At 65.6% G+C, this 13,473-nt stretch carries 13 protein-coding genes and 1 other RNA gene; 6 read left to right on the top strand and 8 right to left on the bottom strand.

Annotated elements, in window-relative coordinates; genetic code table 11:
- Window positions 1-7: 7 nt before the first annotated feature.
- Window positions 8-334 (bottom strand): type II toxin-antitoxin system PemK/MazF family toxin, encoded by a 327-nt coding sequence (locus tag NDN16_RS08390; protein WP_251113171.1) that lies wholly within the window; start codon window positions 332-334, stop codon window positions 8-10.
- Window positions 331-555 carry an antitoxin MazE-like protein gene (locus NDN16_RS08385; protein WP_251113170.1) on the bottom strand — a complete coding sequence of 75 codons (225 nt, stop codon included), beginning with the start codon at window positions 553-555 and terminating at the stop codon, window positions 331-333. Before NDN16_RS08385 ends, NDN16_RS08390 begins: the two co-directional genes overlap by 4 nt.
- A 200-nt stretch (window positions 556-755) precedes the next feature.
- Here NDN16_RS08385 and NDN16_RS08380 point away from each other — a divergent pair, with 200 nt between their 5' ends.
- On the top strand, window positions 756-4,433 hold the full coding sequence (locus tag NDN16_RS08380) for an AsmA-like C-terminal region-containing protein (protein WP_251113169.1): 3,678 nt from the start codon (window positions 756-758) through the stop codon (window positions 4,431-4,433).
- 26 nt (window positions 4,434-4,459) lie between these two features.
- On the opposite strand, the gene NDN16_RS08375 is transcribed toward NDN16_RS08380, so the two are convergent.
- The 6 genes from NDN16_RS08375 to dgcA all read right to left on the bottom strand — a co-directional run bounded on the left by NDN16_RS08375 (window position 4,460) and on the right by dgcA (window position 8,019).
- Entirely contained in the window at window positions 4,460-4,684 is a 225-nt protein-coding gene (locus NDN16_RS08375; RefSeq protein ID WP_251113168.1) for a ribbon-helix-helix domain-containing protein, read from the bottom strand.
- Window positions 4,681-4,872 carry a DUF4169 family protein gene (locus NDN16_RS08370; protein ID WP_251113167.1) on the bottom strand — a complete coding sequence of 64 codons (192 nt, stop codon included), beginning with the start codon at window positions 4,870-4,872 and terminating at the stop codon, window positions 4,681-4,683. Before NDN16_RS08370 ends, NDN16_RS08375 begins: the two co-directional genes overlap by 4 nt.
- A 12-nt stretch (window positions 4,873-4,884) precedes the next feature.
- Window positions 4,885-5,466, bottom strand: a complete 582-nt coding sequence (locus tag NDN16_RS08365; protein WP_251113166.1) for an SspB family protein — start codon at window positions 5,464-5,466, stop codon at window positions 4,885-4,887.
- A gap of 166 nt (window positions 5,467-5,632) precedes the next feature.
- Window positions 5,633-5,989: a transfer-messenger RNA gene (ssrA, locus tag NDN16_RS08360) on the bottom strand.
- A gap of 5 nt (window positions 5,990-5,994) precedes the next feature.
- Window positions 5,995-6,966: an FAD-dependent thymidylate synthase gene (gene thyX / locus NDN16_RS08355; RefSeq protein ID WP_251113165.1), complete on the bottom strand. Its 972-nt coding sequence runs from the start codon at window positions 6,964-6,966 to the stop codon at window positions 5,995-5,997.
- A gap of 69 nt (window positions 6,967-7,035) precedes the next feature.
- Window positions 7,036-8,019, bottom strand: a complete 984-nt coding sequence (gene dgcA / locus NDN16_RS08350) for an N-acetyl-D-Glu racemase DgcA (RefSeq protein WP_251113164.1) — start codon at window positions 8,017-8,019, stop codon at window positions 7,036-7,038.
- 163 nt (window positions 8,020-8,182) lie between these two features.
- Here dgcA and NDN16_RS08345 point away from each other — a divergent pair, with 163 nt between their 5' ends.
- The 5 genes from NDN16_RS08345 to NDN16_RS08325 are packed head-to-tail and all read left to right on the top strand — an operon-like array spanning window position 8,183 to window position 13,441.
- Window positions 8,183-9,352, top strand: a complete 1,170-nt coding sequence (locus tag NDN16_RS08345) for an MlaE family ABC transporter permease (RefSeq protein ID WP_251113163.1) — start codon at window positions 8,183-8,185, stop codon at window positions 9,350-9,352.
- Window positions 9,333-10,217, top strand: coding sequence for an ABC transporter ATP-binding protein (locus NDN16_RS08340; RefSeq protein WP_251113162.1), 885 nt, complete (start codon window positions 9,333-9,335; stop codon window positions 10,215-10,217). The genes NDN16_RS08345 and NDN16_RS08340 overlap by 20 nt, the downstream gene beginning before the upstream one ends.
- A 5-nt stretch (window positions 10,218-10,222) precedes the next feature.
- The gene (locus NDN16_RS08335) at window positions 10,223-11,890 is read left to right on the top strand and encodes an MCE family protein (RefSeq protein ID WP_251113161.1); all 1,668 of its coding nucleotides are present in this window, start codon (window positions 10,223-10,225) and stop codon (window positions 11,888-11,890) included.
- Window positions 11,891-11,910: 20 nt separating this feature from the next.
- Entirely contained in the window at window positions 11,911-12,504 is a 594-nt protein-coding gene (locus NDN16_RS08330) for an ABC-type transport auxiliary lipoprotein family protein (protein WP_251113160.1), read from the top strand.
- A gap of 31 nt (window positions 12,505-12,535) precedes the next feature.
- Entirely contained in the window at window positions 12,536-13,441 is a 906-nt protein-coding gene (locus NDN16_RS08325) for an NAD(P)-dependent oxidoreductase (RefSeq protein ID WP_251113159.1), read from the top strand.
- Window positions 13,442-13,473: the final 32 nt, after the last annotated feature.

Below are 13,473 nucleotides of genomic sequence, written 5' to 3'. Positions count from 1 at the left end.
GCCGCCGTCAGTCGGCCATGCCGATCATTACGGACAGCATGTTACCCAGCGCCAACAATTCGGCCCCCGAAAGGCGACCTATTACCGGCCCACATTTCGCGCGCGGATAGGCCAGGACCTTATCCACCATGACTTGCGAGACAGCCTTGAGGCCGTTCCCAGCCGTCGGCTCGACGGTGAGTCGGTAAAACGGCGCATCGGCGATCGCGCTGGTGAGCAAGGCCACGAGCACACTGTCTGCGGCGTTGAGTGCGTCGGATTGAATGACGACCGCCGGGCGTGGCTTGCCATAATCGCCTTGGGCCGAGACCGTGACGAGATCGCCTCTCTTCACGATTCCGGCAATTCCACAGCGGCGGCGATGAAGTCCAGCGCTTCGCATTCCTCAGGGCGACTACGCAAGCTCAAACCCTGCCGCCTGGCTTCAGCGGCAAATTCCGGCCTGTGGGGGTCTGGAACCCAAATGCGCAACTGCTTCATGCCCCGGTGGCGCTGCTGCTGCCGGTAGCGTTGAAATTTGGTCAGACCGTCGTCGGTTTGCCTGGGTCGCGGCATGTTCTCTCCATAGGTTGCCGCTACCATATCAGATAAGTAGCGCGCTACCTAATGATTTTGGTCTCGCCCGCGTGCGTGGTTTCGGCGCCGCAATCGGGATCGCACCATCATGCCCCTGGATCAAACACCCTCGACAATGTCGCATTGTCGTGGCCTATCTGCCAACTGCCGGCAACGCCATGGGAAGGAGGCTGCAAGGGGTGCGACTGTTCATCGCCATAGGTGGCCTCATCGTCGCGCTGTTGATCGCGGCCCTTGTTGCACCCGTCTTCATCGACTGGACGTCGTGGCGCACCTCCTTCGAGGCGGAGGCGAGCCGACTTCTGGGACAGAAGGTGGAGGTCCGGGGCGAAGCCCATGCGCGCCTGCTGCCGTTTCCCAGCCTGACCTTCACCGATGTGACGGTGGGCGAGCCCGGGCATGGCGAGGCATCCATGACGCTCGACAGTTTCCGCATGGATGCGGAACTGGCACCGTATCTTTCGGGCGAAATCCGCATCTTCCAGATGGAGCTCGGGCGACCGCATCTGACTGTCCCCTATGGAGCCGGCTCGCGGCCGCCGCGTCTGGGCGAGGGGCTCGGCGCCGGGGGGGCGAACGTCGTTCTGGAAAACGTCGTGATCACCGATGGCGCGCTGAGTCTCAACAATGGCAGCAACGGCCAGCGGCGCGAGTTCGGCAATATCGACGCAGCCTTCTCGGCAAGCACGTTGCGCGGGCCCTTTCGCGGCGGCGGCACGCTGACCAGCCGTGGCGAACGCCTGGAGTTCACCCTCAGCTCCGGCACCATAGAGGATGGCGGCCACTGGCCCTTCCGCATCGCGATCCTGTCGCCGCGGCTGGCGAGCTCCTTCACGCTGGATGGCGCGACTCAGCTCGGCGACGGCGTCTCCGACTTTGCCGGCGCCGTCGAGATCGCATCCCCGGCACAGGGCCTGGAGCCGGTCGCAGACATGCCGGTTCTCCGCGCGACGGGCGAGGTCGCCTCGCAGAACGGCGGTGCGGCGTTCCAGAAAATCCGGGTGGAGGTGGGCGGGGGCGAAAGCCCCTACGTTCTGACCGGCGAGGGGACACTGGCCTCCGGGCCCATCCCGCATTTCAGCCTCAAGCTGGCCGGCGAGCAGATCGATATCGACCGGCTGACGCAGGAAACCCTGGAGAAATCCGGTGGATTGACGCTGGCGGACCGGGTGGAAGCCGTACGACGCATGCTGCACGCGGTGCCGGCCCTGCCGGTGGCCGGAGAGCTGGAGTTGAACCTTCCGGTCTTCACAATCGGCGACACGACGGTGCGCGGCCTTTCCCTGACAGCCTCGCCCAGCACGGACGGCTGGGCGTTGCGCCGGCTGAACGCGGAATTGCCCGGACGCACCCTGGTGGAAGCCTCCGGGCTGGTGACGGTCGGCGATAGCCTGGCTTTCCGGGGCCCGCTCCTGTTCGCCTCGCGGCAGCCCGCGGGGCTCGTCGCCTGGCTTGGAGGCGCGGGCGAGCGGGGCTTGTCGGATATCCAGCGGGCCGGCTTCTCGGCCGATGTCCAGCTTTCGCCGGCGCGGCAGGTTTTCGAGAACCTGGAAGCGGACGTGGCCGGGCAGAGCCTGCGAGGACGCCTCGAGCGCGCGACTGCCGGTGACGGCGTCGCAGTCTCCGCCGATCTCGCCGGCGATGCCGTGGACCTCGACAGGTTCTTCGCCTTCGCAGAACTGCTTGCCGGAAAGGACGTTCTCGCCTCCGGGGTCGACAGCATCGACCTGCGACTGTCGGCCGGGCCGTTGCGGCTATATGATCTCGTGGCGGAGACGGGCGAGGTGGACCTCACCTATGCCGGCGACATGCTCGACCTGCGCAACCTGTCGCTCGGCGGCTTCGCCGGCGGAAATCTGGAGGCGCGCGGCACCGTCGGGCGGCCGGATGGCGGGCTTGTGCCCGACCTCGCCTATGAAGTGAACCTGGACGACCCAGCGCGGCTGGCAGGCCTCGTTCGGGCCCATCGCGCCTCGATCGCCCCACGGATGGGTGGCGCGCTTGCCGACGTGCTTGCGCGGTCCGGGCAGCTGACCGGCAGCGGGCGCGTGGCTCCCGGCGGCGATGACGACAGGCTGGCGCTCACATTCAATGGCAGCGCCGGCCCAAGCGAAATCACCGCCAGCGTATCGCTGCCGGCATCCATGGACGAGGCGCGGGCCGACTGGCCCTTGGATGTGTCGCTGCTGTTGGCAAGCGACCGCCCGGTCGAGATGCTCAACCAAATGGGCGCCGCTGGGATCGACCTCGGCGTCGCCGCGCCTCTGGAGCTCCGCGTCCGCATGTCGGGCCCTGCCGACAAGGTTGTCACGAGCCTCGGCGCTCATGCACCCGGCCTCGACCTGACCGTTGAGGGCACGGCGGACTGGAGCGCCGACGGCCTGGCGGCTGCCGATGCAGACGCCAGCCTGACAGCAAGCGATCTTGGTCCATGGCTCTCTGCCCTCGGCATCGCTGCCGGCCAGGGCATCGATCGCCTGCCCGCCGATGGCTCGATGCGTGTCGCATGGCGGCCTGATGGATGGAGCGTGGATGGCCTTGCCGGCTCCATAGCCGATACGGCGATCGACGCGGCGGAACTGGCGCGCAGCGGCAATGGCCCCGTCACCGGCGCCGCAACCATCGGCGCCATGTCGTTGCCCTGGCTGGCCACGACCGTCCTCGGCATCGGGCCGGATGCCATCGATGGTACGGATGGCTGGCCGGACACGGCCTTCGCGGGCTCCTTCACGGCGCAACTGCCGCCCTTCGAACTGGCCATGACCGTTCCGCGCATCGACCTGTTCGACGGGGCGGCTCTTCATGACAGCCGTTTCACACTGAGCGGAGATGCGAACGGCCTGTCCGTCGACGGGCTGGAAGGCACGATCGGCGATGGATCGCTCACGGGGCGTGCCAGCCTTGCCAACAGCGGCGGTTTCGCACGCGCGGGGCTGGACCTCGCGATGGACGGGGTTTCGCTCGACCCTGCCGTTCTGCCGCTTCAAGGCAAGGCGACGGGCCGGCTTGCGTTGCAGGCTGCCGGGCAATCGTGGCGCGAACTCTTCTCCTCGGCGGACGGCGACGGTTCCGTCAGCATCACGGACGTGGTCCTCGACGGGGTTTCGGCCCCGCCCCTGGACGAGATACTCGATGCAACGGATGCGCAGGGGTTCGAGGCCACGCCCGAACAGGTATCCATGCTGCTTCGCGATTTGCCTTCGCAACCGCTTCGCGTCGACCGGTTGGATGTCCCCGTGGACATCGCGCTCGGGGCGATACGGTTCGGCCCCGTTTCGGCTGCCGTGCCCGGCGCGCAACTATCCGGGGAGGGAGCGTTCAGCCTCGTCTCTCGAAGAGGAGAGGCGCGGGCGGCAATTCTCTACCTGCCGCCGGAGGAGGAGGCGATCGAGGATACGGCTCCGTTGGTTTCCTATGTTGCGGGTTGGCCGGGGGGCGCGGCGTTCAACCTTGCAAGTGCGGATGCCTTGACGAGCTATCTTTCGATCCGCGCCTATCGTGCCGAACAGGCCCGCCTGCAGGCCATGCGGGACGATTTGCAGGAAACGCTGCGTCTTCGCCGCGAGGCGCGCTACTTCAACGACCTGTCGCGCCTGCGCGCCCAGCGTGCCGAGGCGGCGGCGGAAGCGGAACGCCGGCAGGCCGAAGAGGCGCGTCTGCGGCAAGAGGAGGCCGCCCGTGCAGCGGAACGGGCGCAGGGCACCATCGCAGCGCCGGCGCTTCCGGTGCCGGATCTGCGCGTGCCGCCGCCTGCCGTCCGGACTCCGGGAGAGGTCGCGCCGCCATTCGAATACGAGCTGACGCCGCAGCCGGCGCCGCTTTCCGATCTGCCGGGCGTCGATCCAAGCCTTCGGTAAGGTTGCCAGCCGCCGAGAGTAGTTCCTTAGCCCAGCTCCCGGCCCTTGCTCAAGGCATAGTCCAGGACCGCAAGTCGCAGGCTGGACGACAGATTCTGTTCGGGGGCTCGCGCCGTGTCGATATCGGCGACCAGGCGCGCCAATGGCAGGCTGCGGCTTTCCGCCATCTCACGCAGCAGCGTCCAGAAGGCGTCTTCCAGGCTGATCGACGTGCGGTGCCCGCGTATGGACAGGGATCGCTTGACGATCATTCGTCAGGCTCGGGCTTCTGGAGACGGGCGCCGTCCAAGCCTTTCAGGATCTTTTCACGCTCGCTGCCGGCCTTGGCCCTGTCCTTGCGCGACATCCCGAAGGTGACGCGGTTTTCGGCGGCCGTCTTCTCCGCCTTCTCCCGCGCAATGCGCTTGCGGGCCTGACGCAGATTGACGATTTCGGCCATGCGACAGTCTCGTCAGGGTTTCTTGCGGAATGCGTCCAGCGAAACGACATCGGCGGAGGGCTTGTTGCCGTCGTCGGCTTCGGCTCCCTCGTCGCCGGCGGCATCATCGTCGGACGCTTCGGCGTCGGCCTTGGCACGCGCCGGTTCCGCAGCCGGGCGGCGAAGCGGCACCTCGGTTACGGAGGCGGACGCAGCCTCCGCCCCGGACGGCTCGGGCTGGCCATTGGCCGCTTCGACTTCCCGTACGTCGAACTCCAGCTCGAAATTGACCGCCGGATCGTAGAAGCCACGAATGGCGCTGAAGGGAATCAGCAGCCTTTCGGGAATGTCGGAAAAGGACAGACCGATCTCGAAGGCGGTATCGGTAACCGAGAGATCCCAGTACTGGTGCTGGATCACGATCGTCATCAGCTCCGGATATTTCTCGCGCAGGCGGGAAGAGATCCGGACGCCCGGCGCCGATGTGAGGAACGTGATGAAGAAGTGGTGCTCGCCTGGAAGTCCGGTCTTCACGACTTCGGATAGAACCTTCCGGATCACGCCGCGTAGCGCGTCCTGCGCCAGAATGTCATAGCGGATAAGATCCTGACCCATTGGCCACCTGTGTTCGAACCGACATGCCCGGGATACGGGCTGATCATTGATGGCCGGGGGTGGTGCCCTCGGCCTGGACAGTCGTTTCATAGCCGGAGTTTGCAGCGCATGAAAGGCCTGTCGCGGGCGCATGCGACGGAATGAAGTGAGGCAGAAGGGTAAGGGAAGTGGAGGCTTCTGTTGCCAGGCGCCTCCGGGCCCCGCCTGAAGGTGCGAACCCCCAGGGCTTAATCGAAGCTATCGCACCGCATTAAGCGGCGAGACGCGCTTCCGCATAGTTGTCGTTGGCAACTATTTTAACAGCCCGATAACGGCGGTACCATGCCGAGCGAAAGTCCGATCTTTACACCCTCGTCGATCCTATTTCGCCCCCGCCTCAACCCCTCCGGCAGAAGGGGTTCAGGTGGAGGCGCCGGGTACCGCCCCCGGGTCCGAATGGCTTATTTCATCGGCAGTTTATCGCCATAGCCGGGTCAAGCCCGACGCTGCGAATATAGGCATGCGCGCGGCAAATGAAAAGGGCCTGCGTCAGGCCTCCCGCCCGAGCACGGCACAGAGTTCGCCCCATTCGCGCTTGGTGAGGCCGCTCGTCTCCGCTGTCACGGCCTCGCCGTCGATCATGCGACGTATGGCCTTGACGGCGGTTGCCGAAAGCTGCGCGGCGCCCATGCGATGCTCCAGGAACGCCTCATGCGTTACCGGTACCCAGCGCTTCAGAATGTCGATCATCACGTCGGCATAGGCCCGGATCTCGTACTGGGCGTGAGGGTCGGCCCGCAGGCGCAGGAAGCCCATGAAATTATGCAGGTCGGCCTTCCAGTACCACTGCGTATAGAAGTTCAGGGGAAGGTTCATGCGCGCCAGCTCGCGGGCAAGGCCCTGCCTGTCCTCGCGCTTCGTCTCGCCGTCGCCCTCGTTCAGCATCAGGGCATAATGGTCGTAGGCCTGCATCGCGTCGGTGCGCAGAAGGTCGAGAACCTCCTCCGCCTCTGCGCCTTCGAGGATCGCGCCGCGACCCTGCCGGTTGGATGCGGACTGGGCCGCCAGGTGCTGCGGTTCCGGAATGTAGAATTCGCGGTCAAGCACCGAGTAGCGCGCCGAATACTCGTTCACGCTGGCCATGCGATGGCGGATCCACTGGCGGGCGACGAAGATGGGCAGCTTCACATGCAGCTTGATCTCGGCCATCTCGAAGGGCGTCGTGTGCCAGTGACGCAGGAGATAGTTGATCAGCCCGCGATCTTCCTGAACGCGCTTGGTGCCCCGCCCGTAGGAAACGCGTGCCGCCTGCACGACGGCGTCGTCGGTGCCCATGTAGTCGATGACCCGCACGAAGCCGTGGTCCAGGACGGGAAGGGGCTTGTAGAGGATTTCCTCGAGCGCCGGGGCGACAGGCCGTGCCGTCTCTGTCCGCTGGTCACGCAGCGCGGCGATCTCGGCCTCTTGTTCTGCCGTCAGACGTGCCTTTACCGAGGCTTCCATTGCCGCCACCCTGCTCATGATCATTTTCATCCTGCATTAGAGAGTTTAATGCGGCGTGAGAACCCGTTCAGGGGATACGCGGGCCGCTTATCCCCACAAGGCGCGGTCGGGTGGCGAAACGAGCGATGGACCGTAGACCAGCCCGTTCGGCCTGTCGCGCGCCAGCAGGAGCGGGCCGTCCAGATCGACCAGATCCGCCGCCTGCGCCAGAAGCACGGCCGGCGCCATGGCCAGCGATGTGCCGACCATGCAGCCGACCATGACGCCGAAACCGAGGCGCCGCGCCTCCCGCACGAAGGCGACGCCCTCCGTCAGCCCGCCGGTCTTGTCGAGCTTGACGTTGACGTAGTCGTAGCGGCCGCAGATGCCTTCGAGATCGATTGTTGAATGCACGGATTCGTCCGCGCAGATCGGCACCGGGTGCGGAATGCGGGCCAGGATTTCGTCGGCGCCGGCCGGCATGGGCTGTTCCACCACGGTCGCGCCGATCGCGGCTGCGACCAGCAGGTTCTGGCGCACCGTTTCTTCCGTCCAGCCTTCATTGGCGTCGATGATCAGGCGCGCGTTGCGGGCGGCACTGCGCACCGCGCGCATTCGGTCGGCATCGCCCTCGCCGCCGACCTTGATCTTCAACAGGCTGCGATGGGATACGCGCGCCGCAGCGGCTGCCATGGCCGACGGGGTGTCGAGCGAGATCGTATAGGCGGTCTCCAGCGGCCGCGCCGGCAGACGGCAGATGGCTTCCTCGACCAGCGTGCCGGTGGACTTGGCCTCGAGATCCCAGAGCGCGCAGTCGAGCGCATTGCGCGCGGCGCCTGCCGGAAGCAGCGTCGACAGCGTCCGTCGCGACGAGCCCCCTTCGATCGCCTCGCGGACCGTTTCGATGGCGTCCACCACCGATTCCGGCGTCTCGCCATAGCGCGCATAGGGCACGCATTCGCCGCGACCGATGCCGAACTCGTCGGATATGGTGGCCACCACGACGACGGCTTCCGTCTTGGAGCCGCGCGAGATGGTGAAGGCCGCTGCCAGCGGAAATCGCTCCACTGTGACCGAAAGACGACGCGCCATGAAAACCTCTGCGGATTGAAATCGGTATGATTGAAGCTTCGGTGACAAGCCCTATTGCTTTAGGTAGCGTCACGGCGACGAAGAATCGGTTTGCGCTGCCCCGGCGGGCGCCGCTTCCCGGCAGGTGAAGCAGATAGCCCATGGCAGGATTTTCCGCGACGGCATGTTGGACGAGAAAGAGACCGATCAGCGCAGCATAAGCAAGCCGGAAATCTCCGCAGAGAAGGCGGAGGGCGGCGTTGCCGTGAGTTTGTCGGGCGACTGGATCGCCCGCACGGTCGGAACGGTCGAGGACGCCGTCTACAGGACTCTCGGATCCGATCTCGGCAAGTCCATCACGCTGAAGTGCGGCGGCATCGAGCGTGTCGATACCGCGGGCGCCCTGCTGATCGAGAAGCTCGAGCGCGGCTTTGCCGAAAAGGGAGCCGAGGTCGATGTCGACGGACTTCGGCAAGGCAACGGCCCGCTGTTCGACGCGGTGCGCCGCTCCCTCGACATGGAGCGGCCCTCCAACGAAAAGAAGCGCGGCAATATCGTGCTCGACGGGCTCGAGGGCCTCGGTCGCTGGGTTGCCGGTACGGCAGGCGAGTTCGTCGACGGCCTCAACATCCTCGGTGCGTCCCTGTACGGCGCGGGCCGGAGGCTGACCGGCAAGACCCAGTTCCGGCCTGCCGCCATCGTTTCGCAAATGGATCATATGGGCGTGCGGGCCCTGCCCATCATCACGCTCATGAGTTTCCTGATCGGCGGCGTCATCGCGCAGCAGGGTGCGTTCCAATTGCGCTACTTCGGCGCCGAGATTTTCGTGGTGGACCTCGTCGGCATCCTGCAGCTTCGCGAGATCGGCGTGCTGTTGACCGCGATCATGATCGCCGGCCGCTCCGGCAGCGCCATCACCGCCGAGATCGGCTCCATGAAGATGCGGGAAGAGGTCGACGCCCTGCAGGTGATCGGCCTGAACCCCATCGGGGTCCTCGTTTTTCCGCGCCTCGTGGCCCTGGTGATCGTGCTGCCGTTGCTGGCGGTCATCGCCGACCTGGCGGGCATACTGGGCGCCATGGTGGTGACTTTCTTCTATTCGGGCATCACGCCGGAAGCGTTCCTGATGCGCCTGCGCGGCGCCATAGACGTGGCCACCATCTTCGCCGGCCTCATAAAGGCTCCCTTCATGGCCATGGTGATCGGTGTCGTGGCCGCTTCCGAAGGGCTCAAAGTGGGCGGCAGCGCCGAAAGCCTCGGCCTTCACGTAACTGCCTCCGTCGTCAAGTCCATCTTCCTCGTCATCCTGATGGATGCCATGTTCGCGATCTTCTATGCCGCAATCGGATACTGACCTTTCCCGCCCGGAAGAGACGCGGGCAGGCCGCAAGGCCGGCGAGCCGGAGGTGATCATCACCTGCCGGGACGTCACCGTGCGCTTCGGCTCCAAGACGATCCTGGAAGGGCTTTCGATGGACGTCCGGCGCGGCGAGATCCTCGGTTTCGTCGGTGCGTCCGGCACGGGCAAGTCGGTTCTGCTGCGCACCATCCTGGGCCTCAATGCCAAGCAGGCCGGGACGATCGAGGTGTTCGGCATCGACTACGAGCGCGCCAGCGACGCCGAGCGCCTGTCGGTCGAGCAGCGTTGGGGCGTCCTCTTCCAGCAGGGCGCGCTGTTTTCCTCGCTGACGGTGCTGGAGAATATCCAGGTGCCGATGCGCGAGTATCTCGACATCTCGCCCAAGCTCATGGAAGAACTGGCCCGCCTGAAGATCGATCTCGTGGGCCTGGCGGCGGATGCCGCCGGCAAATACCCCTCGGAGCTTTCGGGCGGCATGATCAAGCGCGCCGCACTGGCACGTGCACTGGCGCTGGACCCGGACATCGTCTTCCTGGACGAGCCGACGTCAGGCCTCGACCCGATCGGCGCGGCCGAATTCGACGAACTCATCATGACCCTGCGCGACACGCTGGGCCTGACCGTCTACATGGTGACGCACGATCTCGACAGCCTTTTCCAGGCCTGCGACCGCATAGCGGTGCTCGGCAAGAAGAAGGTTCTGGTAGAGGGCGACCTGCAGACCATGCTGGACAATGACGATCCCTGGGTGCGCAGCTACTTCCACGGCAAGCGCGCCCGGAGCATCGTGACGGACGAGGACGAACCGGCTGACAAGACGGAAGCGGGCCGGCTCGGCCCGGCGGACGGAGAAGCTTGAGACCCATGGAAAACCGCGCAAACTACATTCTGGTCGGTGTCTTCACCCTGGTGATCCTGGCGCTGAGCTTCGGCTTCATCTACTGGTCGGCCAATATTTCGGACTCCAACCGGCGCGTGCCGCTTCTTGTGCGCATCGACGGTTCGGTGTCGGGCCTTTCCGTCGGCAGCCAGGTGCTGTTCAACGGCCTCGCCGTCGGCGTGGTCACGAACCTTCGGATCGATCCGAACAACCCCCGCGTGGTCATCGCGACGACGCAGGTGGATCGAACCACGCCGATCACCACCTCCACGACGGCCTCACTGGGCTCGCAGGGCCTGACGGGCGTCAGCTTCGTCGGCCTTAGCGGCGGCAACGTCAACGACCGCAACATCATCGAATCTGCCATGCGGGAGGGCGTCACGCCCGTCATCCGGGCCAATGCCTCCGACGTGACGGACATCCTCGCGACGGCGCGCGACATCTCCGAACGCGCCAACAACATCCTCGGCGAGTTCGAATCCCTCGTCCAGGAGATCGGGCCGGCCGTGCGCACCACGGCGGGCAACATCGCCTCCACTTCCGAGCATGTGGAGGAGTTCACCGCCAGCCTTGCCGCCAATTCGGACCAGATTCCGGATTTCGTCGCCAGCCTGGGTCGCCTGTCCGAAAGCGCCAATGCCGTCGCGCTGCGCCTTCCTGACCTGATCGACCGGGCGTCCGAATTCATCACCGCGCTCAACGTCGAATCGGTCAACACCACCATCGAGAACGTCGCGGCGATCACCCAGTCCGTGCGCGAGCAGACGGGCAACTTCTCCGCAGCCATCGAGAGCATATCGACGGCAGCCCGCAGCTTCGGCGCGGTAGGCGAGACGATCAGCAACAACATGCCTTCGGTGGAGCAGTTCATGGCTTCGCTGGGGCCGATCTCGACGCAAGCGCAAAGCGTTGCAGGCCGCCTGGACACGACACTGGAATCGGCCGAGCAGTTGATTACCTCGATCGATCCGGCGCAGGTTCGCGCCACGGTCGATGGCGTCCGCGGGTTCGCCGACGCCCTCAACGCGCAGTCCGGCGCGCTCAGCTCGATCTTCGGTGGCACGCAGACGGTGCTGTCGTCTCTCAATACGGCGCTCAACGGCCTCAATGGCACGCGCGCGCAGATCGACGAACTCATCGCCGGCATCGATGCCGACGATGTCTCGCAGGCCTTCAACGACATTACGGCGGCAACGGCCAATATCGCCAGCGCCGCCGATGCCGTGGGCGGTGTCGCGCGCGACATCGGCAACCGCCGGGAAGATATCGACAGCATCATCTCCAATACGCAGGACGTGACGGAAAACCTGCGCACGGCCTCGCAGCAGGTGCAGACGATCCTCAACTCGGTAAACGGCATCGTGAACAGCCCGGACGGGCAGGGCCTGACGGCCGAGGCGCGCGCCACACTGCAGTCGATCCGCCAGACGGCGGATATCGTCCGCGCCAATATCGGGCCCATCGCGGCCAACCTGCAAAGCTTCTCGGGCCAAGGCCTCAACGACGTGCGGACGCTGGTGCGTGACGCGTCGGGCGCCATCACGCGGATCGAGAGGGCGATCACCAACCTCGCCAACAACCCCAGCCGCATCATCTATGGCGGGAGCGGGTCGGGGCAGGTGCGAGAGTTCGACGGGCGGAACCGCCGATGACCATTGGGGAGACACGGACGATGACGCTTTTTGCCAGATCGCTGCTTCCGGCGGCGCTTGCCGCGACATTGGCCGGCTGCGCCTCGTTTTCGCCGCCGCCGCAGACCTTCGAACTGACCGCGCCCGCCGCGCTAGGGGGCTCCGCGCGTGTCCAGCGGTCGCAGATCCTCGTGCCCGAGCCGACGACGACCGGCACGCTGGACAGCGAGCGGATCGTGGTCATGCCGGCGCCGCTGACGGTCGAATATCTCGGCCAGAGCCAGTGGAGCGACAGGCTTCCACGTCTCGTACAACTCCGCCTCGTGCAAGCCTTCCAGAATTCGGGCCGTTTCAGCGCCGTCGGCGTGCCGGGCCAGGGCCTGGCCATCGACTATCAGGTCGTCACGAATATCCGGAACTTCGAGATATCGTACGAAACCGGGCAGCCCGTCGCCAAGATCGCGATCGCGGTGACGGCGCTCGACGACAGGACGGGCTCGGTACGGTCCACCCGCGTCTTCACGGTCTCCGAGCCCATCGCGGGGCAAGGCAACGCGGCGCTGGTGGCAGGCCTGAACGGCGCCTTCGAGCGGATTTCCGCAGAGATCGTGGGGTGGTTCGCACAGGTCGCCTGAACGGGAGTGTCATTTCCAGGGAGGAAGCGGAATGACGGCGGACGACAAGAACCTGACGGTCGGATTCATCGGCCTCGGCTACATGGGCCATGGCATGGCCAGGAACATAGTGGAGGGCGGCTACCCCCTCGTGGGTATGGCCAACCGCAAGCGCGAGGCGATCGAGGACCTCGTTTCGCGTGGCGCGCGCGAGGCCGGCTCCGTGGCGGATCTGGCGCGGCAGTGCGAGGTGATCGTCCTGTGCCTGCCCGGCTCGCCGCAGGTCGAGGATACCATTCTGGGCGATGACGGCATTCTGGCCCATGCGCGTGCCGGTACGACGATCATCGATTCCTCCACGTCCAATCCCGTTTCCACGAAGCGCATCGCCGCCATGGCGGCTGCGGCCGGCCTTCGCTTCGCCGATGCCCCGCTCAGTCGAACGCCGGTCGAGGCCTGGGCCGGTACGCTGGATTCGATGGTGGGGGCGGATGACGAGACGTTCGAGCATATCCGACCGATCGTCGATTGCTGGTCGGGCCGTATCGTGCGCACGGGCGATGTGGGGTCCGGCCATACGATGAAGCTGCTCAACAACTTCGTTTCGCTGGGCTATGCCGCCCTTTACGCCGAGGCGCTGGCCATCGCAGCCAAGTCCGGTGTTTCGGCGCAAACCTTTCATGAGGTCATCGGCGGCGGCCGCATGGACTGCGGCTTCTACCAGACCTTCATGAAATATGTCGTCGGCGGCGACCGGGAGGCGCACAAGTTCACCTTGCGGAACGCGCACAAGGATACGCGTTATCTGGTGTCGCTGGCCAACGAGGGTGGTATTGCCAGCCATATATCGAGCGCCGTCAAGAACTCCTACGCCACGGCGGAGGCCATCGGACGCGGCGACGACTTCGTACCCTTCCTCGCCGATATCGTCGCAGAGCTGAATGGCGTGAAAAGCTAGCAGCCGCTGCAATCAGGCTCATAGGAAAAAGC

This window comes from Aureimonas altamirensis, from assembly GCF_023702225.1.
GTDB lineage: Bacteria > Pseudomonadota > Alphaproteobacteria > Rhizobiales > Rhizobiaceae > Aureimonas > Aureimonas altamirensis_B.
This window is presented reverse-complemented; position numbering and strand designations above follow the sequence as displayed.

Coding starts and splice junctions, on each gene's coding strand:
- NDN16_RS08385 (WP_251113170.1), bottom strand. CDS start 555: ATGCCGCGACCCAGGCAAACCGACGACGGTCTGACCAAATTTCAACGC.
- NDN16_RS08375 (WP_251113168.1), bottom strand. CDS start 4,684: ATGATCGTCAAGCGATCCCTGTCCATACGCGGGCACCGCACGTCGATC.
- NDN16_RS08370 (WP_251113167.1), bottom strand. CDS start 4,872: ATGGCCGAAATCGTCAATCTGCGTCAGGCCCGCAAGCGCATTGCGCGG.
- NDN16_RS08365 (WP_251113166.1), bottom strand. CDS start 5,466: ATGGGTCAGGATCTTATCCGCTATGACATTCTGGCGCAGGACGCGCTA.
- thyX (WP_251113165.1), bottom strand. CDS start 6,966: ATGAGCAGGGTGGCGGCAATGGAAGCCTCGGTAAAGGCACGTCTGACG.
- dgcA (WP_251113164.1), bottom strand. CDS start 8,019: ATGGCGCGTCGTCTTTCGGTCACAGTGGAGCGATTTCCGCTGGCAGCG.
- NDN16_RS08345 (WP_251113163.1), top strand. CDS start 8,183: ATGTTGGACGAGAAAGAGACCGATCAGCGCAGCATAAGCAAGCCGGAA.
- NDN16_RS08340 (WP_251113162.1), top strand. CDS start 9,333: ATGCCGCAATCGGATACTGACCTTTCCCGCCCGGAAGAGACGCGGGCA.
- NDN16_RS08335 (WP_251113161.1), top strand. CDS start 10,223: ATGGAAAACCGCGCAAACTACATTCTGGTCGGTGTCTTCACCCTGGTG.
- NDN16_RS08330 (WP_251113160.1), top strand. CDS start 11,911: ATGACGCTTTTTGCCAGATCGCTGCTTCCGGCGGCGCTTGCCGCGACA.
- NDN16_RS08325 (WP_251113159.1), top strand. CDS start 12,536: ATGACGGCGGACGACAAGAACCTGACGGTCGGATTCATCGGCCTCGGC.